The 23,290-nt window shown below is 28.4% G+C and carries 21 protein-coding genes and 2 tRNA genes; 10 read left to right on the top strand and 13 right to left on the bottom strand.

Annotated features, from left to right (window positions below):
* The first annotated feature begins 11 nt into the window (after positions 1 to 11).
* Entirely contained in the window at positions 12 to 695 is a 684-nt protein-coding gene (locus KW512_RS03770) for a ribonuclease III family protein (protein WP_258841459.1), read from the top strand.
* Here KW512_RS03770 and KW512_RS03765 read toward each other — a convergent pair.
* Positions 655 to 1,221, bottom strand: a complete 567-nt coding sequence (locus KW512_RS03765; RefSeq protein ID WP_258841458.1) for a DUF402 domain-containing protein — start codon at positions 1,219 to 1,221, stop codon at positions 655 to 657. The two genes, KW512_RS03770 and KW512_RS03765, sit on opposite strands and share 41 nt — an antisense overlap.
* Before the next feature lie 177 nt (positions 1,222 to 1,398).
* Here KW512_RS03765 and KW512_RS03760 point away from each other — a divergent pair, with 177 nt between their 5' ends.
* Positions 1,399 to 2,160, top strand: a complete 762-nt coding sequence (locus KW512_RS03760) for an ECF transporter S component (protein ID WP_258841457.1) — start codon at positions 1,399 to 1,401, stop codon at positions 2,158 to 2,160.
* On the opposite strand, the gene metG is transcribed toward KW512_RS03760, so the two are convergent.
* The 6 genes from metG to mraZ form a co-directional block, all read right to left on the bottom strand.
* Complete coding sequence (gene metG, locus KW512_RS03755; RefSeq protein ID WP_258841456.1) at positions 2,157 to 3,698, bottom strand: methionine--tRNA ligase; 1,542 nt, start codon at positions 3,696 to 3,698, stop codon at positions 2,157 to 2,159. The genes KW512_RS03760 and metG overlap by 4 nt on opposite strands.
* Positions 3,691 to 4,461, bottom strand: a complete 771-nt coding sequence (locus KW512_RS03750) for a tRNA1(Val) (adenine(37)-N6)-methyltransferase (protein WP_258841455.1) — start codon at positions 4,459 to 4,461, stop codon at positions 3,691 to 3,693. Before KW512_RS03750 ends, metG begins: the two co-directional genes overlap by 8 nt.
* Complete coding sequence (locus KW512_RS03745) at positions 4,451 to 5,458, bottom strand: nicotinate phosphoribosyltransferase (RefSeq protein WP_258841454.1); 1,008 nt, start codon at positions 5,456 to 5,458, stop codon at positions 4,451 to 4,453. Before KW512_RS03745 ends, KW512_RS03750 begins: the two co-directional genes overlap by 11 nt.
* A gap of 201 nt (positions 5,459 to 5,659) precedes the next feature.
* Positions 5,660 to 6,640 (bottom strand): cell division protein FtsZ, encoded by a 981-nt coding sequence (locus KW512_RS03740; RefSeq protein ID WP_258841453.1) that lies wholly within the window; start codon positions 6,638 to 6,640, stop codon positions 5,660 to 5,662.
* A 33-nt stretch (positions 6,641 to 6,673) separates the two neighbouring features.
* Positions 6,674 to 7,564 carry a 16S rRNA (cytosine(1402)-N(4))-methyltransferase RsmH gene (gene rsmH, locus KW512_RS03735; protein WP_258841452.1) on the bottom strand — a complete coding sequence of 297 codons (891 nt, stop codon included), beginning with the start codon at positions 7,562 to 7,564 and terminating at the stop codon, positions 6,674 to 6,676.
* 1 nt (position 7,565) lies between these two features.
* Positions 7,566 to 8,006 carry a division/cell wall cluster transcriptional repressor MraZ gene (mraZ, locus tag KW512_RS03730; RefSeq protein WP_010321407.1) on the bottom strand — a complete coding sequence of 147 codons (441 nt, stop codon included), beginning with the start codon at positions 8,004 to 8,006 and terminating at the stop codon, positions 7,566 to 7,568.
* A gap of 709 nt (positions 8,007 to 8,715) precedes the next feature.
* Here mraZ and KW512_RS03725 point away from each other — a divergent pair.
* From KW512_RS03725 to KW512_RS03705, 5 genes are all read left to right on the top strand, one after another.
* Positions 8,716 to 10,098 carry an energy-coupling factor transporter transmembrane protein EcfT gene (locus KW512_RS03725; RefSeq protein ID WP_258841451.1) on the top strand — a complete coding sequence of 461 codons (1,383 nt, stop codon included), beginning with the start codon at positions 8,716 to 8,718 and terminating at the stop codon, positions 10,096 to 10,098.
* A gap of 77 nt (positions 10,099 to 10,175) precedes the next feature.
* Positions 10,176 to 10,259: transfer RNA gene (locus KW512_RS03720), tRNA-Tyr, on the top strand.
* Between the two features lie 3 nt (positions 10,260 to 10,262).
* Positions 10,263 to 10,337 (top strand) — tRNA-Gln (locus tag KW512_RS03715).
* A 35-nt stretch (positions 10,338 to 10,372) separates the two neighbouring features.
* A complete protein-coding gene (gene proS / locus KW512_RS03710) occupies positions 10,373 to 11,812 on the top strand; it encodes a proline--tRNA ligase (RefSeq protein ID WP_258841450.1) in 1,440 nt (479 codons plus the stop codon).
* Positions 11,813 to 11,878: 66 nt separating this feature from the next.
* The gene (locus KW512_RS03705) at positions 11,879 to 12,208 is read left to right on the top strand and encodes a thioredoxin family protein (RefSeq protein WP_258841449.1); all 330 of its coding nucleotides are present in this window, start codon (positions 11,879 to 11,881) and stop codon (positions 12,206 to 12,208) included.
* An 87-nt stretch (positions 12,209 to 12,295) separates the two neighbouring features.
* Here KW512_RS03705 and KW512_RS03700 read toward each other — a convergent pair whose 3' ends face one another.
* The 6 genes from KW512_RS03700 to KW512_RS03675 all read right to left on the bottom strand — a co-directional run bounded on the left by KW512_RS03700 (position 12,296) and on the right by KW512_RS03675 (position 20,059).
* On the bottom strand, positions 12,296 to 13,033 hold the full coding sequence (locus KW512_RS03700; RefSeq protein ID WP_258841448.1) for a hypothetical protein: 738 nt from the start codon (positions 13,031 to 13,033) through the stop codon (positions 12,296 to 12,298).
* A gap of 893 nt (positions 13,034 to 13,926) precedes the next feature.
* Complete coding sequence (gene gpmI / locus KW512_RS03695) at positions 13,927 to 15,444, bottom strand: 2,3-bisphosphoglycerate-independent phosphoglycerate mutase (protein ID WP_258841447.1); 1,518 nt, start codon at positions 15,442 to 15,444, stop codon at positions 13,927 to 13,929.
* A gap of 6 nt (positions 15,445 to 15,450) precedes the next feature.
* Positions 15,451 to 15,753 (bottom strand): YneF family protein, encoded by a 303-nt coding sequence (locus KW512_RS03690; protein ID WP_010321413.1) that lies wholly within the window; start codon positions 15,751 to 15,753, stop codon positions 15,451 to 15,453.
* Entirely contained in the window at positions 15,737 to 16,477 is a 741-nt protein-coding gene (locus KW512_RS03685) for a ribonuclease HIII (protein WP_258841445.1), read from the bottom strand. The genes KW512_RS03690 and KW512_RS03685 overlap by 17 nt, the downstream gene beginning before the upstream one ends.
* Positions 16,464 to 19,658 carry a DEAD/DEAH box helicase gene (locus KW512_RS03680; protein ID WP_258841444.1) on the bottom strand — a complete coding sequence of 1,065 codons (3,195 nt, stop codon included), beginning with the start codon at positions 19,656 to 19,658 and terminating at the stop codon, positions 16,464 to 16,466. The genes KW512_RS03685 and KW512_RS03680 overlap by 14 nt, the downstream gene beginning before the upstream one ends.
* A gap of 44 nt (positions 19,659 to 19,702) precedes the next feature.
* A complete protein-coding gene (locus tag KW512_RS03675) occupies positions 19,703 to 20,059 on the bottom strand; it encodes a PTS transporter subunit EIIB (protein WP_010321416.1) in 357 nt (118 codons plus the stop codon).
* A 65-nt stretch (positions 20,060 to 20,124) separates the two neighbouring features.
* Here KW512_RS03675 and trpS point away from each other — a divergent pair, with 65 nt between their 5' ends.
* Genes trpS through KW512_RS03660 form a run of 3 tightly spaced genes read left to right on the top strand, consistent with a single transcriptional unit; the run spans position 20,125 to position 23,257 of the window.
* Positions 20,125 to 21,108 (top strand): tryptophan--tRNA ligase, encoded by a 984-nt coding sequence (gene trpS, locus KW512_RS03670; RefSeq protein ID WP_258841442.1) that lies wholly within the window; start codon positions 20,125 to 20,127, stop codon positions 21,106 to 21,108.
* A gap of 3 nt (positions 21,109 to 21,111) precedes the next feature.
* Positions 21,112 to 22,851, top strand: a complete 1,740-nt coding sequence (gene thrS, locus KW512_RS03665) for a threonine--tRNA ligase (protein WP_258841441.1) — start codon at positions 21,112 to 21,114, stop codon at positions 22,849 to 22,851.
* A complete protein-coding gene (locus KW512_RS03660; RefSeq protein ID WP_258841440.1) occupies positions 22,844 to 23,257 on the top strand; it encodes an MAG3450 family membrane protein in 414 nt (137 codons plus the stop codon). The genes thrS and KW512_RS03660 overlap by 8 nt, the downstream gene beginning before the upstream one ends.
* Positions 23,258 to 23,290: the final 33 nt, after the last annotated feature.

Raw genomic sequence — 23,290 nt, 5'->3', positions numbered from 1 at the left:
AAAGGAGAATAATGCAATCTAATAAAAAAATTCACGAATTTTTGGAAAAATTAGATATTAAACCAAATTCAATAGACATTTATGTTCAATCATTAACACATAAAAGTTACAACTTTACAAATCCATCAACACCGCATTATGAAATGTTAGAATTTTTGGGAGATTCGGCAATTCATTATGCTGTAACTCGGGCAATCTATGATAATTTTTATAAAAATGAAGGTAATTCAACTCAACTTCGTGCGGTACTTACTTCGACAAATTATTTAGCTAAAGTCTGTCAAGATTTAGGGTTAATTGAGCTTGTATTTTTAGGTAAAGGTGCATCAGAAATTCGTGAAAACAACAAGTTAAAAGCCGATGTTTTTGAAGCATTTTCAGCAGCAATTTTACTTGATCAAGGTTTTGATAAGCTTAATGAATTTTTGGCAAAATATTTGTATAATGGCGTAAATTTTGCATGCGAAAAAGAGTACAAAGACCCAAAATCAATTTTTCAAGAAAAAATTCAATCTTTTTCTTCACTTAGTAAAATTAATTATTTACCAACTCGGCTTGCTGATGGGACTTTTCGCGTTGACCTAATTTGGGAAGAAAAAAAATACGGCACTGGCTACGGAAAATCTATTAAAGAAGCAGAATTTAATGCCGCAACTAACGCACTCAACATTTTTGCCGTTGACACAGATCAATAAAAACTTGAAGATACTCGTTACTAAAGAATGATTTTTTTTGCAAAAATAGTAGAAATATTTTACTAATTTCGTTTGAAAGTATTCCTTCTAATTTTGCAGGATAATTCATAATTTCCTTATTTTCAAGGAATTCTTCGCGATCAACAATATCAAAACTTTTTTTATTATAAATTTTAATATCGATATCAAAATCAACAAATTTGATAGTATTTTCTTCAAAAATAAAATCTGAAGCTAAATTTATATAGTAATGATAACTAAAATGTTGACCCGGTTTAAAAGTAATAATTGCATTATGCATTGTTTTTTTTGGAAAAACAAAAATAGTCGGTTCAGAAAAACGTCATGATTTTGTCCCGTATTTTTTCACAATGCTGCCATTTAAACTAACAACAACATGAGTAAGTGAATTTGAAATTACTCTTGCATTTGATCATTGGCGATACAAAAAGCCATTATATTTATAGGCTTGAATGTTAATTATTCTTTCTGGATAAAGTTCTTGAAACGAGTTTTTTTCTATCATTTTTTTTAATCCTTTTTTTATTTTTAAATTATAATATTTTATACTAAATTTTTATTATAATTTACCATTAAAACAATGAATTTAACAACATTTAGAACAAATATTAAACAATTTTTTAGAGCGAACCATAAAATATTTCGATTTACAAGCTTTGAACTCGTAATTTCAGGATATTTAATGGCAATGTTTTTAATTATTGCTTTTATAATTAAAACTAGTCTTCCAAGTAGATTTAACTTAGCATTTGAACTTCCATTTTACGTTTTGATAGGAATAATTTTAAGTTGGTTCAAAGGCGCGATAGTTGCTTTTACATTTGATTTTGGAAAACTTTTGCTTACAAGTCGCATTTTTTTCTGAACCCCAGAATATGGAATTATCCCGATTTTAGTTGCAATTTTTTCCTCGTTGGCTTTTAATTTTGCAAGTAAAAATAAAAAAGTATTAATTTTTATGTTAATTTTAACTTATCTAATAACTTTTTCAGTGTTTATTTTTTATTTTTTTACAAGTGAGTCTGAAATTCAAAAAGTCGCAAAAGGTTGAAGAAGGTTTTTTAGTAAAAATCTAGTTCTTTTATTAATAGGGATTTTTGGAGTTATTTTATTAGCATTTACAACATTCCTAATAATTTTATATTGAAAAAAACCGACTCAGAAATTTAAAAATGCTTTAATAACGCTTTTTGTGCTTAGTTTTTGCTTTGTCGTTTTTCGTTGATTATGGCATCCGTTTGCATTTGTGCAATATTATAATCGTTTCTTGAATCGAACCGGAAGAGATAGACTTATTGAAGAATATTTTTTCTTTTATTTAACACCAATAATTTTAAAATCAACAATTTCATTTCCAATTTATTCACTTTTTTTGATAAACATAGTGCCATTAATTCAATTTTTAAACGATAAACATAATTTTCGCTGAAAATTTGGTTATTAAGATTTTTTTCTTGGGAAAAAAGGTTTTTCAAGTTTTTCAAAAACAATTTTGTCAAATTTATCTAATTTTGTAATTAATTCAAAACTTGTGGTTTTTATTCCTAAAAAATCAATAATTTTTTCAACAGTTTTAGGCATAACGCAGTTTAGACATGCTGAAATCGCATAAATTCCATTTAAAACTAAAAGTAAACTTGCACCTAATTTATCTAAGTTTTTTTCGTTTCATAATTGTTTGATATCAAAATAACCGTTTAAATTTTTTGCTAGATCAATTATTAGTTTAAAGCCCTTTTCAAGCTGAAAATTAGACAAATTTTCGGAAAATAAGTCAAAGCTTAACAAAATTTTTTCATAATAACTAATATCTGTTCAATCTAAATCTTCAATTTTAAATTGCAAACCGTTATTAAAATATTTCAAAACAAGTGCAATTGTTCGACTAATTAGATTTCCATATGTGTTGACAAAAAATGAATTATATAAACTTTCTAATAATTTTTTGTCAAAAATACTATCATTTTCAGTACTTATTTGACTTACAAAATAAAATTTAATAATTTCAGCATCAAATTCATCAAGTAATTCAAGAGGATTAATTACATTTCCTTTTGATTTTGACATTTTTCCTTCAGGAGTTATGAGTCAGCCGTGAGTCAAAATTGTTGATGGCAATCTGAAATTTAATGATTTTAAAAAAATCGGCCAATAAATACAGTGAAAACGAGCTATTTCTTTTCCAACAACATGAACAATTTCATCAGCCTGGTTTCAAAAATTTTCACTATGTGGTGAGTCGATATTAATTTGGTCGTCAAAAATTGATAAATAGCTAAAAAGAGCATCAAGTCAAACATAGATAGTTTGATCTTGAAATTTTTCAAGATTTATTCCTCATTTTAAATTTTTTCGGCTAACGGATAAATCTTCTAAACCTTTTTGGAAAAAATTTTGTCTTAGCTCATTTGCGATTTTTTTGTCAGAAATGAAATTAGGATTAGCGTCTAAATAATTTTCTAGCCATTTTTGGAATTTACTGATTGTAAAAAAATAAGAATTTTCTTCCACTAATTCCATTTTTGCGCCGCTAACTGGGTGGAAAAATTCGTTGTTTTTTTCGATACATTGAACTTGAGATAAAAATTCTTCGTCACTTACAGAATAAAGACCTTGATATTGACCTTGAAAAATATCGTTATTTTCGTACATTTTGTAAAAAATTTTTTTAACAAAATTTTTATGACTTTGACTAGTTGTTCTTAAAAAATAATCATAGTCAATGCCAAATTTTTGCCATAAAATTTTAAATTTTTCCACATTTTTATCAACAAAAGTTTGGGGATCTAAACCTGACTGATGGGCTAAACGACTTATTTTGTGGCCGTGTTCATCAGATCCTGTTAGCATTAGTGCGTCAAAACCTTGCATTTTTTTAAAATTTCTGAACACTCATGCTAAGGTCGAACTATAAAGATGACCAATATGAAGATTTCCACTAGCATAGTAAATAGGAGTTGTGATGTAAAATTTTTTAGCCATTTTTAACCTTTCGGGCTACATAAAGTTTCTGAATTTCTTTGCGATAAACATGTTCATTTTTATTATTAGGGTGTAAATATAGATTATGTAGGAATTGGGTTCCCCACTGAGCGTTAAAATCTGATTCAACCAAAACAAATTTGGGACTAGATCCCACTCTTGCCATTACAAATTGAACACGCTTTGGCTCAAATCGACCCTGACGCAAACATTCTATCACATCAATAAATCTCTCGATTGGCAAAACCAGCGATAATCTTCCTTTGTCTTGAATAATTTTACTTGCCCCGAGAATTAATTGCGATAAATTAAGGCTAAATTCATAAATTGCATTTTTAAACTCAGGGCTAACATTTCGGATTTTTTTTGTTCCGACTTTAAAATAAGGAGGATTAGCAAAAATTAAGTCGTATTTTCGTGACTGTTTTTTATTATGTTCAACTCAAAATTGATTGAAATCAGCACAAATTAGATTAATTTGGCTTTCTTTTTTATTAATTTCAACGTTTTTTTTAGCTAAATTAACGGCTTTTTCATTAATTTCAATTGCATCAATAGTTAAATCTTTTTTTCGATGAGCAACAAAAATTGCTAGTGCTGCGTTATTTGTTCCTATTTCAAGTGCTAGTTTTACTCTTTTAGTTAAGGTGATGAAATTTCCTAGCAAAATAGTATCAACTGAATAATTAAAACTTGTCTTGTCTTGTCAAATTTTGAGGTCATCATTATAACCCAAATTATTCAATTCAAGATTATTTTTCATATTCAAAAGTTATTAATTTTGGATTTTTACGATAAAAACGACCAAATTTAGCTAATTTTTTGCCATTTAACACTGTTGCATCGGCGCTAAAATGATTTCGAATTTGAAGCATATATTCACCAACACCGTATAAATCTACAGGGGCGTTTTGTTCTTCTAATTCTCTAATTTTCATAGGATTTAATCCTGATGAGGCGATAATTTTTACGTGTTGACCGTTATTTTTATCTAGCTCTTCACGTAGTTTTTTTATTAATTTTGCATTAATTCCAAATTCGTCTTTTTTAGGATCTTCGAACATTTGATCGGCAATATTTGAAGAAGTATCAATTCTAACTCCGGCTAAATTTTCACCAAATTCAGCCAAAACAGCTAAGGATTCTTCAATTACATTGTTGTTAAAATCTACTAATGCTACCAGTGGTTGGTCTGGGAAAATTTTACGGTAAGCTTGAGAAGTTTTAATAAGATCACCGTCAAAATTTTGAATTAAAGAGTGAGGCATTGAGCCAAAATTTTTAGTAGCACTTTTTCCTGATTGAGCTAAATTGCTAAATATCGAAATACCACCTATTTTTGCTGCTTTTCCGTCAATTTGGTGCATCAAATAGTGATCAGAACGATCGGCCATAAAGATTATTTCTTTATCATTTGCTGCTTTTTTGCATAAAAAAGCATTTGTTGCTATTGAAGTTGAGCGGCTTAAAATTCCATCAATAATTCCTTCAACATGACCAAAAAGATGTAAAGGACCCTCTAATTCAAGAACTATTTCACGTTTTTTTACACGAGTTCCATCTTGTAAATAACGAATTTTATATTTTTTATAATCAGTATTATCTACTAAAAATTTTAAAACTTCATCCATTCCGCCAATAACGGCAAAATCTCTACGTTGGAAAAACTGTAAAATAACAATATTTTTCGGATTAAATTTTGCAAGTATTTTTTGACTATCAAGAAAATAGTCAGATATATATTTATTGAATTTTGACATAATAATTGAGTTGATAAAATAATAGTAAAACTACAATATTATTATACTATATTTCCGTCGATTTGCCCACAAAAAAAATTTTTTAAAAAAAATAATACAAAAACACCTTTTTGTTATAAAATTTTGTTTGCGTACTAAAATTTTATAATTTTTAAAGGTGTTTTATAAGCTTTAATAAAAGTTAAATCAAAACTAATTTGCTTAGAAAATACTAAATTTGTTATCGAAGGCAAGATTTAATTTTGCTGCTTTTTTGCTTTCATAACTATGCTTTTTCTGACTTGCAATTATACCAATTTCAATTTGTTTATCTAATTTTGTGTTTGTATACACGCCATAAGAAAATTTTAAGTCTGGTTTGAAATTTTTTCTAATTGTGTTAAGAACATCGTTAATTTCGGTTTGTAAAATTGAATTGTTAGCACTAATTGTTATTAACATTTCCTCGGAAGATGAGAGATCAAATTCGACAAAATGGTTTTTAAAGGCATTTTCAGTTGCAACTATTGCCCTATTTGAACCAATTGCACTTGCATATCCGACAAAAACAAAATTATTGTTGGATAAAATTGACTCGATGATTGAACTGTTAACATGAATTAATGCATTTTGTTGACAAATAGCTTTTGTTAGAATTGAAATTTTCTTTTGAATAGTCACTGCTATTAATTGAAGAACATTTTCAACTATAAGACTCGGAAATGTTGAACTTATTTCTTCTGGTGAAATTAAAATTAATGAATCAACAATTTTTTTCAAATTTTGAAGCACGTCAAAACTTGTTTCGCGTCTAAATTTTGACTCATTTTCAGAAGGATTTGTTGCTAAAACTATTATAATTATATTCATTTTTTGAGCAATTTCAGCTACTTCTAAAACCGCTCCTGATCCAGTTGATCCGCCTAATCCGACAATCAAAAAGAGAATTTTGACCCCAGCAAGAATAGATTGAATTTCTAAACTTTTATCTTTCACTGCTTGGTTTGCTTTTTTCCAGTCATATCCAAAATTTGATTGACTAAGAATTAGTGAATTTTGATCGCTAAAATTGAAATTAGAATATTCATCTCGTGAATTTATAAAAAATTTTGGAAAGTTAGCTTGATCTAAATTGAGACTTTGAACAATTTTAGATCCAAAATCACCTAATCCCATTAGCATAATTTTACTACATCTTTCCATAGTATTTTTACCTATTTTTCAATTTTTCTTTTTTTATGAATTTTTAATTAAAACTCGTAATTTAGCTGATTTTGCTCTTGGATTTAGCAAAACTTCTTTTGGTGATGGTCGAAAAACTTTCGTTGAGAATTCTGGATCACCTTTTTTAAAAAAATCTTGCTTAGACTTGTTAACTAAATTTAAAAATGCATCTTTGACAATTCGATCCTCTAGCGAATGGAAGCTAATAATTAAAACTTTTGAACCGTGCTTTAAGAATTTTGGTAACTTTTTTAACAACATTTGCAGAGATTCAAGTTCATTATTTACTTCAATTCGCACAGCCTGGAAAACATTTTTGACAAAGTTTTTTTTAGATAACGCCAGTGCTGGAATAACTTTTTTGACAATTTTAGTAAGATCAAAAGTAGTTTTCAAAGGTCTATTTTCAATGATTGCTTTTGCAATTTGCCGCGCAAATTTTACTTGTCCGTATTTGTAAAAAATCTGAGTTAGTTTTTCTTCAGAATATTGATTTAAAACTCAAGAAGCATCAAGAGATTGACTTGTGTCCATTCTCATATCTAAATTGCCATCTTTAGAGTAAGAAAAGCCACGCTCAGGATTATCAATTTGAGGTGAAGAAACACCTAAATCAACAATAAACCCATCTATATAATCAATTCCCAATTTTTCTAAGTGATAATCAAAGTTTACAAAATCTGAACAAATAAAATCAACATTTTGACTAATTGCAGTTAATTTAGATTTAGTTTCGTCTATGGCTTGGATATCTTTATCAAAAACAATCAGTTTTCCCGTTGTTAATTTTTCAAGAATCGCCTTGGAATGTCCGCCACGCCCTAAAGTTAAATCAACATAAAATCCTTCGGGATTAATTTCAAGAGCTAAGATAACTTCTTCTAACAAAACTGGAATGTGCATTTTATAATTCAACTCCCGATTTTAGCAATTCTTTTTCTAAATCAGCGGTGACATCACTGTCAGAAAACTTTGCAAAAAATTGATCGTATCTTTCTTCAGGCCAAATTTCAATTTTGTTATTAACCCCTAATAAATAGATTCTTTTTTTGACAGCGGCCAAGTCAAGTAAATTTTTGGGAATTAAAAATCTACCTTGCTTATCGACAGAAACTTTGACGGTATTTCCAAAAAAATATCTTGCAAAATCACGAAGTCGTGGATCTAATGAGTTTGCTTTTCCAATTTTTTGGGCAATAATATCAAATTCGGTTTGGCTTCTGATCTCGAGAATTTTTTCCAAATTAGCTGAAATATAGAAGTCACCTTCAAGTTCATCACGAAAAGCAGGAGGTAGCACAATTCTATTTTTTTCATCTAATATTCTGAAAACAGTTCCAAACATTTTTTATCTCCACTGTCAACCACAATTATACACTAAAACCCATTTCAAAGCAAAAAAAATTAATTTTTTTTATTTCTCGTTTTTTATTTGAGAAAAATGACAGATTTTAGGGGGTATTTTTTAAATTTTTTGGATTTTATTAGTGGAGTGAAGTGGGAGTAATTTTTATTAAAATCAACAAAAAATTTAAAAATATAGAACTTTTATGATCAAAAGTTCATTTTTTTGGGTTAAAAAAGGTATTTTTATGTTGATTTTAGAAATTATTTCAGTTATTGAGGTTAATTCTTAAAAAAAATTGATATTTTGAAAAAATTTTTAAAATAATGATCTATTTTTAAAAATTTAAATTAAATTACAGTTTCTTCAAAAAAATGCAATTTTACCGAATTCAAATGAAGAAAATTAAGCTTAACTATTTTGCTTATTATATATTATATAATTAGTGTTGTTTTTGATGCCTGAGTTTTGTATTGTAAAATTTCTAATTTTATTAATACAAGTTTTTATAATAATAAAAATACCGAATCATTAAAAACATGCGTTTTTTTATCATATTTAATTAAATAGAAAAAAATAATTAATATTAGTTATAAATTGGTAAAATTTAATGAAGAAATTGAAAAAGGTGCTAATATTAAATTAACTTTTTTAGATTTAAATTAAATTTGTAAAATAAATAGGTTAAATAGTTACACAGGAGAATTTAATGAATCAAAATCACGACCAAGAAAAAAATAATCAAAAAATAAACGACCAAAATCAGTCTAATTTTTATAATTCAAAAAATTACAGCACTAACAAATCTCATAATTCGAATTTTGCTTCCCGTGATCGCAAATATCAACATTATGGTAATTTTCAAAAACCCAATTATAGTCAAGATTTAAAAAATAACACCACTAATCCATTTCAAGGAGATGATAGTCAGAAATTTGTAGATCCAAAAGATATCGAAATTCAGGCCCAAAATAGCCCTCAATATGATCATCAATCGGAAAAATACGTTAGTTATCAGCCTAATTATCTAAAATCACAGCAAAATTTAGAAACAACCCAAGAGCAAAAAAAGGAGTCAAAAAATTTACTTCAAAAAGTTACAAAATCAAAAAAATCTAACCAAATTAATTTTTCATGACTTTTGCATGATGATGAAAATCAGTTTTTTTACTTCCTGTCTGATTCAAGATCTGTAGCTGAAATTAGCGATTTAAATAAAAAAATGCAATATCGTGAAAAGCATTCGGCTTGAACTTCAAGTTTTTACCAGCTTAATTCAGATATTTTTCAAAAGCATGAAAAAAGAACCAAAACTAAAATAAATCCTGTCGAAAAACTTTGAAATAATATCTCTTTTACTGCTAAGTCAATTTATTATTCAATTTCAACCTTGCTAGTTTCGATGTTAATGCTTATTTTTTGATTATTTTTTGCCGGAATTAGTAATTTTCAATTCTGACAGTATTTAGCATTTGTTGGATCATTTGTTCTATTTTTAGTAATTATTCAAACTTTGGTTTATTTTAATAATTTAAAAAACCGCAAAAGGCCAAGAAAATTAATTTTTTATTATATTGCCGATTCGATTTTTTTACTATTAAATTATATTGTAAGATTAGTGTTTTTACTTAGCCCGCTTTTTAGTCATAAATTGATAGTTTTAAATGTTAATTCTGAAATAATTGGTCAAAATTTAGCGCAACTAAATCCTTATAGTCAAATTTTATATTATGTTTTTTGGTTTCCAGCACTAAGCTACTTTTTTGGCCTAGGATTTTTTATCCTTATTAAGTGGTCTGAATTTGTCAAAAACTTTTGATTTACCTTTGCTATTTTTAAAATTTTGACTTATCAAAAATTGGCAAATGAATATAAAATAAGACATGATGATGAAAGGCTTGCTAAAAAATTAAAAGATAAATGGATTGAATTGTACAAAATTGGACGTCCATTAGGTAATTTTTTACATCCTTCATTTATTTTTGCTTATAAACAAATTAAAATAGACCCAAATCTTCCAATTGAAGAGCAAGAAAAACTAGTAAATGATGTTTTCCATATAGTAACTGAGGATGTTGCCAAATATCGCTAGTCTAAAAAAAAAAAAAAAATTAAAAAAAATTATCAAATCAAAAAAAATATGTTATAATTAAAAAGCTGCAATGCACCGGGGGGTTTGCAGAGCGGCCAAATGCGGGTGGCTGTAACCCACTTTCTTCGGATTCGGGGGTTCGAATCCCTCACCCCCCACCATTTTGCCCCATAGCCAAGCGGTAAGGCAACGGTTTTTGGTACCGTCATTCGTTAGTTCGAATCTAACTGGGGCAGCCAAATGTTAATTCACCATTTTTTTAATTATTTATTTTATGAAACGTCCCGAAAAGATAACGCCAAGTAGCGAAGATTTTGCAAAATGATATGTTGACGTTATAACTCAGGCGAATTTAATGAGTTACGGTCCAATTAAAGGAACGCTTTACTTTAAACCTTTTGGTTATTCAATTTGAACTAATATAACTAAAATAGTAGATGCATTTTTTGCTTCCCAAGGTGTAAAAAATGTTTATTTTCCGCTTCTTATACCTGAAAGTTTTATAGAAAAAGAAAAACAACATATTAAAGGTTTTGCGCCAGAATTATTAACAATTACTCATGTTGGCCAAAAAAAACTATCCGAAAATATTTATATAAGACCAACTAGCGAGCTCCTTTTTGCTGATTATTTTCGAAATGAAATTGCTTCAAATAACATTTTACCGTTAAAATTAAATCAGTGAACTCAAGTTTTAAGATGAGAAAAAACTACTAATCCATTTTTACGAAATACTGAATTTCTTTGGCAAGAAGGTCACACAATTCATTCAGATAAATTAGAGGCTCAAAATTTTACTAAAAAAATAGCTAAATATTATAAATACTTTTTAGAAAATTATCTTGCTATACCAACAATATTTGGTAAAAAAACTAATCGCGAAAAATTTGCCGGTGCTGTTACAACTTACACTATCGAGTCAATGATGCAAAATTTCCGCGCGCTTCAATCGGCCACATCGCATTTTTTAGGCCAAAATTTTGCTAAAAATTTTGGAATTCAGTTTAAAAATAACAAAAACGAATTTGAGACACCGTATCAAACATCTTGAGGGATTTCAACCCGTCTAATTGGCGCTCTAGTAATGGTTCATAGCGATGATAGTGGTTTGGTTTTGCCACCAAAAATTGCCCCTTATAAGGTAGATATTCTTGAATTTTTTGCAAAAAAACATCCTGAAGTAAAAGCTTTTTCAAAAAAAGTAGCTAGAATTCTTAAACAAAGAAAAATTACCTATCAAGTAGATGAATCAGATGACCAAATTGGCTTTAAAATAAATAAGTCTGAAGTTTCTGGCTCACCAGTTCGAATTGAAATTGGGCCAAATGATGTAAAGAAAAATCAAATTTGCCTTGTTCGGCGTGATAACCGCCAAAAAATTTATTTTAATCTTGATGAATTAAAAGACAAATGCCCTAAAATTCTTGATGAAATTCAAAAAAATCTGTTTGAAAAAGCTAAAACACGCATAATTGAAAATACAGTTTTTGTAACTTCATATGAGGATCTTCAAGCAGAAATACAAAAAGGGAAATTTGTTATTGCTCCTTTTAATGAAAGTTCATTAAAAGAGAAACAAATACAAGATGAAACTACCGCAACAGCTCGTTGTATTTTGCCAAAAAATTCAATATTTAACATACCACAAAGCGGTAATTCAATATTTAGCGGCAAAAAAACTACTAGATTTGTCTTATTTGCAAAGTCTTATTAATTTTTTTCTTTTTATATATTGCAAAAAAGCAATAATGTGGTATCATTTATAAAAAAAGGAGATATTATGCCAATCTTTGATATTCACTCAACTGATGACATTAATCAAAAAATTCAAACAAGTAAGTCAGCAATTCTCGTATTTCACCAACCTGGATGCGGAGCTTGTGTTCTTTATGAGCCTTCAATAGATCAAATGAATGATAAATATGGAGTAAATGGTCTAGTTATCATTAGAACTAACGTGCGTGAAAATATTTTATTTGCACGTGATAACCAAATCCAAGGAACTCCAACAACATTATTTTATAAAGATCACAAACTTGTTCATCGTCTTGAGGGTTATGTTCCTGCTGATGTATTAGAATCAGAATTAAAACATTTTGATTTAATTTAATATCTTAATTTAATCCTCGTTATTTTTAATACAAAAAAAAGCAATTTCATTCAAGAAATTGCTTTTTTTTGTATTTTAGAAATTATATTAAAAAGGTTTATAAGGTAAACTTATTGTTGCAAATGAGTTATTTTTAGATTGAATTAAAATTCTATTAAATTTATAGCCCTCTTGTAATGCAGCTTGAAATTTATTTAACGAAGTATTAAAAGTGGTATCCACAACTTTTCTCGCTTTTGTCTGATCATCTTTCATAAATTCAGCTTTTAACTCGACATTTGCATCAGTGTTTATTCAATTTTTTAAAAGTTGAGTTTTAGGATCAATTCAAAGCGAAGTATCTTGTTTAACTATCGCAATTTTTTTCTCAAACCAAATGTCACCTTTTAAATCATCAGGGAATTGATCTTGCGAAATTTCTTCAGAGCCAACTTGAATTTTTTTGAGCGATCACTTATAGTCGTATTGTAATTTTCCGGCTGTGTTAAAAATTACGGTTGAATTATTTATGATTCCATTAACTTCTGGAGTGATTTTAGGAGGATTATTTGTTGGATCAGCTCCATCAATTTCACCTTCAAAATGGGCCACTACGCTTGTTGCATTTTTGAATTTATCATTTTTAATAGTAAAGACATAATTACCATTTACATCAAAACTTACACTTGGTCCTAATTTGTCGGCGATTTTCGCACTCGTTTCTTGTGTTGTTTTTTGTTTGTCTCCTTCATTTGTTTGATTAACGCTACAACTTGCTGCTACTAAAAAAACAACGGGAGTTGAAAAGATAAATAAATTTTTTAATTTTGCTAGCTTGCGTGCCATTTACACCTCTCGATTTGTTTGATATGTTAAATTATACCATTTTTTTTAATATTTTTTAGAAATTGGTAAAAAATATTAAAAATCAATAAAAAATTATAAATTCTAATTTTTTAAAAAAACCAAAATCAAATTAAAATGATTTTGGTTTTAAAGAAGATAAAATTAGACTGTAAAAGTTTAGTTTTGCTTAATTATTAAGGATTCATGTTCCATATCGGGATGTTTTTTGATATTTAAATAATCAAGCACTGTTGGGGCAATATTTGCGAACCTTGAGTTTGTCAGTTTGATGAGGAAAATTCACTTTTTATTGAATACAAATATGCAAAAACACCCGGATTTACGGGTGTTTTTGATGATAAAATCTTAATTTTTATTATTTTAAAATTAGTCTTTTGCAAAAAAAAAAAAAAAAATGCTTGGTCTAAGAAAAAATTATGTTATAATAACCATCACTTAAGAATAAATTAATAAATTTGATATTGAATTAAGGGGGGATTAGTTATGTTTTTTGTCTAAAAAAACAGAAAATGCAAATTATCCATTATATTTTTAAATATGATGGAATGCCTTAAATTTAACCGTTTAGAAATCTATATAAATTTAAGGTTTTTTTATTGTTCTTTCAAAACTTCACATATTTTTTTAGGCTCAATGGAAATAAAAACGAGTTTTCTATTTGCATTGAGTTTAAATAGTAGTTGTATTTTTTTTATTATTTTTGCTATTTTATCCAAAAAAGTTAAAAAGCGCCCAAAAATTGGACACTTTTTAAGATTATCTCATCAAACTGGAAAACTCGGGAAAAAATTATAAATTTTAATTTTTTAAAAAAACCAAAATCAAGCAGAAATGATTTTGGTTTTAAAGAAGATAAGATAGTCTGTAAAAGTTTAGTTTTGCTTAATTATTAAGGATTCATGATCCATATCAGGATGTTTTTTGATATTTAAATAATCAAGCACTGTTGGGGCAATATTTGCCAATCTTCCGTTTTTTAATTTCAAACTCTTATCACTTGAAATTAACATAACGGGAAATACGGTATGTTTTGTTGATGGCTTATTATTTTCATCCTCAGTAAGTTCGGCATTACCATGGTCGGCAGTAATAAAAAAATGAAAATTATTTTCTTTTGCTCAGTTGTGAATTCGACCAATTTGTGAATCTAAAATTTCAACTGCTTTTATAGTTGCTTTTAAGTTTCCTGTATGTCCAACCATATCTGGATTTGCAAAATTGACAATAATAAGCTCATAATTTTGACCAACTTGGATTAATTTATCTGTAATTTCAACAGCAGACATTTGCGGATAATCAGCATAAGACTCAACTTTTAATGAATCAACAAGAATTCGGTCAGAATTTTTTAATTCAAGTTCTACGCCGCCGTCAATAAAGAAAGTTACATGGGCATATTTTTGGGTTTCAGCAAGTCGAAGTTGTTTTAATCCTGCCTCATCAGCTACTTTTCCAAGTGGATTTTTGACTTTCATTTCCTCAAAAGCAATATCGCAATTTATCCCTTCATATTTCATCATTGACACAAAAGTGTCGATTTTTACAGGATATTTCGGTTTAAAATTGTATAAATCTGTTTGCAAAATTAAATGTGAAAGTTGTCTTGCACGATCAGGACGAAAATTGAAAAAAATAACCCCATGATTGTCGTTAAGAAAATCATTTTTATTAACCTGCAAATTTATTGCCGGTTGTAAAAATTCGTCACTAATTCCTTTTTCGTATTGAGAATCAACATAATCAATTGGATTTGTGAAGGTATTTTCGGCTTTTCCACGAATAGAATTATATCCTAATTCAACACGGTCAAACATTTTATCACGGTCCATTGAATAAAAACGGCCAGAAATTGAAGCAATTTTGTAATTTTCAAAATTTTTCAATTTCTTTATTAATAAATTAAGATTTGGCTTAATTGATTCAGGGGCAACATCCCTTCCATCACCAAAAAGGTGCAAATTAAGTTTTTTAACACCAAAATCAGCGGCAAAATCAATTAGGGCAAAAAGGTGATCTTGATGTGAGTGAACACCACCAGGTGAAAAAAGTCCCATAATTTGCACTGGTGTGTCAGTTTTGATACTATGCTCAAAAACCTTAATAAATTTTTCATTTTTGAAAAACTCACCGGTTTTTAAAGCATTATTTATAATTGAAATTCCTGTATAGACAATAAATCCAGCCCCAATATTTAAATGGCCAACTTCTGAATTTCCCATTTGTCCTTCAGGGAGCCCAACTTCTTGACCTGAAGCGGCGATCAAACTATTTGGATAATTCTCAAAAAGGTGATCAAAAACCGGTGTTTTTGCAAGTGCAAAGCCGTTTCCTTGACTTTCAGGACGCAATCCAAGGCCGTCAATAATAATTAAAATAACTTTTTTTTTCATTATTTCCTACTTTTTAGCGTTTTTTACTGATCGCATAACCGCTCTAATTTGTGCCTCAGATGGTTTTCGACCCATTTGCATGTACATTGCACGAATCATGCCTTCAGTTATTGGTGGATTTTCGCGGATTTGTTTTTCAAACATTTTTTTTGAGACTATTAAGGCAATCACACCGCCAATAATAAATAAAATAATTCCAACACCAATAGTTATGCCAATTCAGCCACCAAGACCAACTCCGCCAGCTTTACCGACATTTGCGATAATTTGTTCTGAATTTTCTTGAAACAATTTAGCTATTTTTTCCATTTTTTTCCTTTAGTTTCGTATAGACTTTATCAGTAATGCTAAAATGTAATTTTACATTTTCTTCAAGGAAAATTGTCCCGTATTTCTGGATTTGCTCGAGACAAAAATTAACAATTTTTTCAATTTGATTTGAACCAGCCGGAAAAATTGCTTTTCATTTTTCTTGCCGTTTATTGAATTTTTGACTTAAGGCATGTTTTGCAATTATTGAGGCAGCTCCGACTTGTTTAATTTTTGTGTCGGCTTTTTTTTCTAAAATTAAGGGATATTTTTCAAAATTTCACTGCTGGATGTTGAAAAATTTACTTATTTTAGCAAAATATTGACTAAATTTTTGTGCTGAGACAAAACCATCAATGAAAATTTTATCAATTTGAACATCTTTAAAAATTAAAACTAGTTCGCTAAGCACTTTAAAATATAAAAAAGCTTTGATTTCATGTGAGTTTAGTCCTTTTTGGATCAGATCATTATAGTCTTTCATCTCTAAAGAGATAAATTTATAAGTAATTTTTTGGTCCAAAATTTCAAAAAGTTCACTAATTTTTTTTTCATTTAAAAGTTTTGAATCAACAATTTTTTCAATAAGTTGCCCTTCAATTTCTGACTGGCGAAAAACAGCGCAACAAACAGTTAAATTTGTAAAATACTCACCAACACCAACCTCATCACAGCCAATTACTAAATCATCAACCTGATAAAATTCCGGTTTAAACAAGATCATCTTCCTTCAAATTGATAATTTCTTTTTTGAGTTTTTCGGTTACTTTGTTTCTATTGAGTTTTCATTCAACAAAATTAATAATGATAATTGGATATTTTTTTTGTTGAATGAATTTGATTGCATCAAAATATTCAATATACTCTTTAGGTTTGCGATATTCGAGTGAATCTAAATAAATTCCAAGTAAAAATTTGCCTTGATCAAAAATAGCAACATCAATTTGCTCGGTTCCGACAATATAGTTGGTTTTTAGCTCTAAACTTGGAAAAAGACCAAAAAATTCTTCGGCAAATTCTTGTTGAAAATCGGCAAAAAAGCTTGATTTTGCAACATTTTTTAACTCTGAAAGTGAGAGTTGAGTTTTATTTTTACGTGAATAATTTATTTGTGATTGAACATCAAGGTCAAGGAAATTAATTCATGACTTAAAAATTTCTAGATCATCAGAGTTAGAAGTATTTTGAATTTCATCAGCATTTATTGACTTGCAAATTATCATTTTTTGACGGGCACGAGAGGTAGCAACATTTAGGGCGTTTTTTCCACCTTTTCGTGCTATATAAGTTGAACCAAATTTTGCACTTTGGTCGTAGGCAACTGAGACAATTACTAAATCAGCCTCATCTCCTTGAATATTTTCAAGACTATTTACAATAATTTTATCAGTATAGATTAATTTTTCAATTTCTGGATAAGATTCAAAAATTATTTTTTCAATTGCGTTTTGCTGATTTTTGTTAAAAGCCAAAATTATCATTGTTGCAAACTTGTTGATATTTTTTTGGGCAATATCAACAACTGCTTTTGCCTCAACAATATTTTGCTGTCCGTCTCACTGACCATTAACATTATGAACTTCAATTACATCATTACCTTCAAAATTATGATTATTAGCAATTTTAAGCTCTGAATCATAAAAATGACGGGAGTTAAAAGACATTAGTGAAGCATGATGTGAACGATAATTTTTGTCTAACATAATGTTAAAAACACCTTTGGAATGGGCATATTCTAAAATTGATTCAATATTTGCAAAGGCATCATCTTCTGATTCATCATTCATTTTTGAAGCAAACCAACGAATTGGTTGCATTTGTTGGTGGTCACCAACAAGAACTTTAATTTTTCCGTAAAATAAAAGTGGAAGCGCTTCTTCTAAAAACATTTGTGAAGCTTCATCAATAATAATATAATCAAAATAACGTTTTTCAAACATTACAAGTTCAATGTCAGGAGTTGTAATAATAACTGGGAACAAAATCTTAATAACTTCAGCATGTTTTAGTAAAAACTTGTAAGGAGACATTTTCTTTTTTTGTTTAACGCTAAGTCTGAAGCGAGTATAGAGCTGTTGAAATTCAGGGTCATTATTTAATTTTGCCAAGATTTCAAAGACTTTTTTTGCATGGTGAATAAATAAAGCCTTATCATCAAGAACTTCAACTTTTGGTTTTTTTACAAAATTGAGAAACTTTTCGAGATTTTCAAAATTAGAGATTTCTAATTTTGAAATTTTGTTATAAATGTTTTCCAAATTGTCATCATAATTAACTAGGTTTTCAAGAATTAAGTCAACGTCTTGGCGAAGTTCATTAGAAGCTGCATGCATTGCTTTTTCATAAATTTTTAATTTACGTTTGAGTTTTGACTCAATAATGTGTAATTTTAGACTAGTTCTTGAATGTGGTGATCTTTTTGGATTGATATTAATCGATTTATTTAGTTTAAAAAGAGTTTCAGCAATACTTAGTTTAAAAAAATTGTTTGCTTTTTCAATTGTTTTGTAGGCATCAAGTGTATTTGTTAAAGTTTCAATTTTAGGGAAAATTTTTTCTAAGAGTTCTAAATATTGGCGATCATCATCGGAGAAAACTTTAATTTCTTTAAGCTTCGATTCCATATTGAAATTTTCAATATTTTCGATATATTCTTCAATTGGCTTGTAAAAATCTTTATAATTTTCCAGTTTTTCATTAATAACAAAAAGACAGAAAAATGACATCATTTTTAGTCTTTTTCTTAAAACAACAAGGGCAATTTTTTTCTGTGAGCTAACAAGTGCAGTTCGATTTAGGGCAATAACATTTGAAATAATGTTTGCAATTGTTTGGGATTTTCCAGTTCCTGGAGGCCCTCAGATAATTGTGTTTTGTAAGATTGCCGAAATATGGGCACAATCTTGGGTAAAATTAGTGGGCTGAATTTTAAAAAATCCTGTAAATTTAGGTGAAAAAATTGATTTTTCAACATTGTTTCTGTATGTTGTTTTATTAATATCAACATCAATTAAGTTGTGAATTTCACCGGTTTTGATCATTTTTTCCATGATTTGACGTTGGTGTGATCCGCCAATGTTGAAAAATCCTAGAACAACTCCGGGGTGAAAATGTATTGTATCTTCTGGAGTTGAGACATCTTTTGCAATTTTTCCTTCAATGTTAGGAATTTCAAACTTATCATTATAAAATTTTTTAACATTTTCAATTACTTCTTCAATTGAAAATTCTGAAAAATCAAAATCAAAATTAAAGTCAATGTCAAGTTTCTTTAAAAATGCAAGTAGTTTATTATTTAGTTTTATATGTCCATCAGCATTAAGTCTTGGCACTGAATTTACAATTGTAACTTCACATTCTTTAACAAATAAAGGCCCAAAAAAACTTCGATCCTCAATTGACAAAGAAATATAGCAAAATCCGATGTGCAAAGGTCAAACATTTCGATCTCTAAGAATATCATAAGCTTTTTTGATCAAACGTTTTCATTTTGCCAGGCTTGTTTGTTTTTTATATGATATTTTATTTAATATGTCTTTTTTTGCTGACTGAAAATCAGAATTAAGCGCTCTTTGTGTAAGCGGGTTTAGTTTGTAGTCTGAATTTTTTAAGTATTCGACTAATTCATCTTTGTCTTGAATTGATTCTATTTTTTCAATAAAATCATCAAATTCACTTGTTGTTAATGACACAGAAGAAATTGGTGAAGAGATTAATTTTCTAAGATCGCTAGTTTTTAAAGCAGAAAATAAATCAATATAATTCTCGTTGTCAATTCTTGTAAAAAGTGCTGAATCTGCACGTTCAATTGTGATTAAATTTGCTAGTAAACGCTCGTAGCTTAAATTTTGATTTGTACCAGTTGAATTTTGAGTTTCACGGGTATGGGTTCCAAATTTTTGCATTTTTTTATGTAATTTCCTTAGGATTTTTTAAACTGTTTTTAAACTTATTCAAAATTATTTATAGCTTTTCAAATAGCCTTAGATTTATTACCAACTATTAAATTAATTTCGTTTAAACCAACAACAACACCTGAAATCCCTTTTAATTTTCCAATTTCATCAACATTGATACCTTCAGTTGATTTTAATTTAATTTTTAATCTCGAAACTGTAAAATCACATGAGTCAATATTTTTAATCCCGCCTAAAAATTTAACTAGATCATCGACTTTGAAACCGATTTTATCATCAAAAGTGAGTTCAGACTTTGTTTTATTATGTTTTTTTTTAATATGTTTAGCAAACAAACCAAAGCTAAAAATTTGCAAAAGAAAATAAATGATTTTGGAAATTAGCTTCATAATATCTTTTTAAATTATACTCATTTTCTAAAAAAATTGTATAATTATGCTAAAATTTTTTTGCTATGAAAAAAAGATTAGTAAGTGGAATAACTGCAACCGGAAACTTAACGATAGGAAATTTTCTTGGTTCAATAAAACCGAGTCTTTCGTTTCAAGATCAATACGAAAATTTTATTTTTGTCGCTGATCTTCATGCCCTTACTTTGCCGATCCAGGCAGAAAAATTAACCCAAAACCGAGCAAGTATTTTTGCATTTTATCTTGCATGTGGTTTTGATCCTGAAAAAACTGTGTTATTTTTTCAATCTGATGTTAGTGCTCACAGTGAACTTTTTTGACTTTTACAATCCCAAACAACAATTGGCGAGCTCTCAAGAATGACACAATTTAAAGATAAATCTCGTCAAAAACAGGAAAATAATACCGAAAAAGTTCCAACAGGTTTGCTAACTTATCCAATTTTAATGGCTGCAGATATTCTTTTATATAATCCTGATTTTGTTACCGTTGGTGCTGATCAATTACAGCATTTAGAACTTACACGAAAAATTGCTCACCGTTTTAACAAAATTTATAAAACAGATTTTGTTATTCCAAAAGCTATAATTTCCCAAAATACGCAAAAAATAATGTCACTTACTGATCCGACCAAAAAAATGTCTAAATCAACAAGCCAAAAAAACTCAGCAATTTTTTTAAGCGATTCGCCTCAAGAAGCCTATAATAAAATTCAAAGAGCAAAAACTGATTCTGAAAATAAAATTTATTTTAGCCAAGAAAAGCCTGGGATCAGCAATCTTTTGAATATTTTTATGGGTTTTACTGATAAAAATCAAGAAGAAACGCTTAATTTTTTTCAAGATCAATCCTATAAATTTTTAAAGGAAACGGTTGGAACGATTGTTGCTAATTTTCTAGAAGATTTACAGAAAAAGCAACAAAAAATGCTACAATTTGTTGATGATTTTGCAGAAAAAGGGGCGATAAAAGCAAATCAAATAGCGAATTCAAATTTAAAAACAATAAAACAAAAAATGGGGCTTTAACTCATGGAATTAAAAATTGATTATGAACTCAATCATTCTACCTCTCATCTTTTAGCACTTGCAATAAAAACACTTTTCCCAAATGTAAAATTAGGAATTGGTCCTGTTTTTGAAGATGGTTTTTATTATGATTTTGATCTAGAAAGTCCACTTTCTGAATCAGATTTTGCAAAAATTGAAAAACTAATGAAAAAATTAGTTTCAAAAAATTTAAGAATTGTTCAAACAGATGGACGAAATCTTGATTTTCAAAGTCAAATTTACAAACAAGAGCTAAAATCTGATCTTGAAAACAAATCTGAAAAAGTGACTTATTTTTCAATTGTTGACCAGCAAAACAATATACTTTTTGAAGATCTTTGCGCTGGAAGGCATCTTGAGAGTTTGAACCAAATAAAAAATTTTAAACTACTAAAAATTGCAGGTGCCTATTGACGTGGAAATTCTAAAAATAAGCAACTTACTAGAATTTATGGTACAAGTTGAGATTCAAAGGAAAATCTTGAAAAATTTCTTCAAATTTTACAAGAAAGACAAGAAAGAGATCATCGCCGAATTGGTTCAAAACTAAAACTGTTTAGTTTTAGCCATTATTTTGGGCTTGGTTTCCCAGTTTGACTTGAAAATGGGATGAAAATTCATAACAAAATTAGGCAAAAAATACTAGAATTTGACCGAAATTACGGTTTTAGGGAAGTTTTAACCCCTCATTTTGGTCACCAAAGCCTTTATGAAATTTCAGGACACTTACAACATTATAAAGATGACATGTTTTCACCAATTAAAGTTGAAAATGAATCACTTATTCCGCGCCCAATGACTTGCCCTCACCATATAATTTTATTTTCTGAGCAACATTTTAGTTATCGGAATTTGCCTTTTAGAATTTCAGAGCAATCTAGATTATATCGTTATGAAAAATCAGGTGCACTTTCCGGTTTAGAACGAGTTCGAGCTATGGATTTAACTGAAGGGCATATTTTTGTCACAAAAAAGCAAATTTTTAGCGAAATTAGCCACCTTTTTAAGATGATTCAAGAAGTTCTTGATTTTTTTAAAATAAAAGTTTTTTATATTTCTTTTTCAAAAAGAGATCCACAAAACAAAGAAAAATTTTTCCAAGATGATTTAATGTGAAGTCAAGCCGAAAATGATTTAAAACAATTTCTCGATCAAAACAACGTAAAATATGTTGAAAAAATCGGTGAAGCTGCTTTTTATGGTCCAAAAATCGACTTTCAAATTAAGACAGCATTAAATAAAGAAGTTACAATTTCGACTTTGCAACTGGATTTTCTCTTGCCGCAAAAATTTGGAATTAGTTTTACTAACGAATTTAATCAAAAAGAAACTCCAATATTGATTCACCGTGGTCTAATTGGAACTTATGAGCGGTTTATTGCAATTTTATTAGAACAAACTAAAGGAAAATTACCATTTTGACTTTCACCAAAGCAAATTATCGTGATTCCCGTTGGTGAAAAACATTATGAATATAGTAAAAAAATCCATGAAATACTTTTTAATTTAGGTTATAATTCCGAAATTGATTTAAGATCTGAACGAATTACACGTAAAATTCGTGAAGCAAATTTACAAAAAACTGCTTTTCAGATAATTGTGGGTGATGAAGAAATAGCAAAAAACGAAATTACTTATCGCGAATTTGGTTCACAAGAATCTTTCAAAATTTCATTAGTTGACTTTATTGAATTGCTGAAAAATCGCGAAAAAAATGTATAAAAAAATAACAAAAATTCCGGATTTTGTTTTTGCCTTACTTCTAATTTTCATTCCTATTAGCTTAATTTATATATTTTTTTCGCCTGATTTTTGACAAAAAGAGATAATTTCATATTGAATTTTAGCAATTATTGGAATTTTAAATTTTTTTGTTTGTTTTTTTGCTTCATTAGTTTTAACTAGGCTAAAAGTTGTCGATTTTTCTTTTGTTTTTTATTATTCAGTTATTTTATTTTCATTAACTTTTTTGCTGCTTACTTATCCGCTTAATTCAACAAGAATTTTGCTAATTTTACGTGTTATTTTAGTTTTAATTTCAATTTTTTTAATTATTCCGTCTTTAATTATCAAAAAGAAAATTGCTAACCGTTTATATAAAAACAAACTAAAATCAACCAATAAATAGCAATTATTTTGATATAATTAAATTATAAAATTA

This window comes from Mesomycoplasma ovipneumoniae (assembly GCF_024758565.1).
GTDB classification, from domain to species: Bacteria; Bacillota_I; Bacilli_A; order Mycoplasmatales; family Metamycoplasmataceae; genus Mesomycoplasma; species Mesomycoplasma ovipneumoniae_B.
Note: the sequence above shows the minus strand (reverse complement) of the source record. Positions and strands in the feature narration are given on the sequence as shown.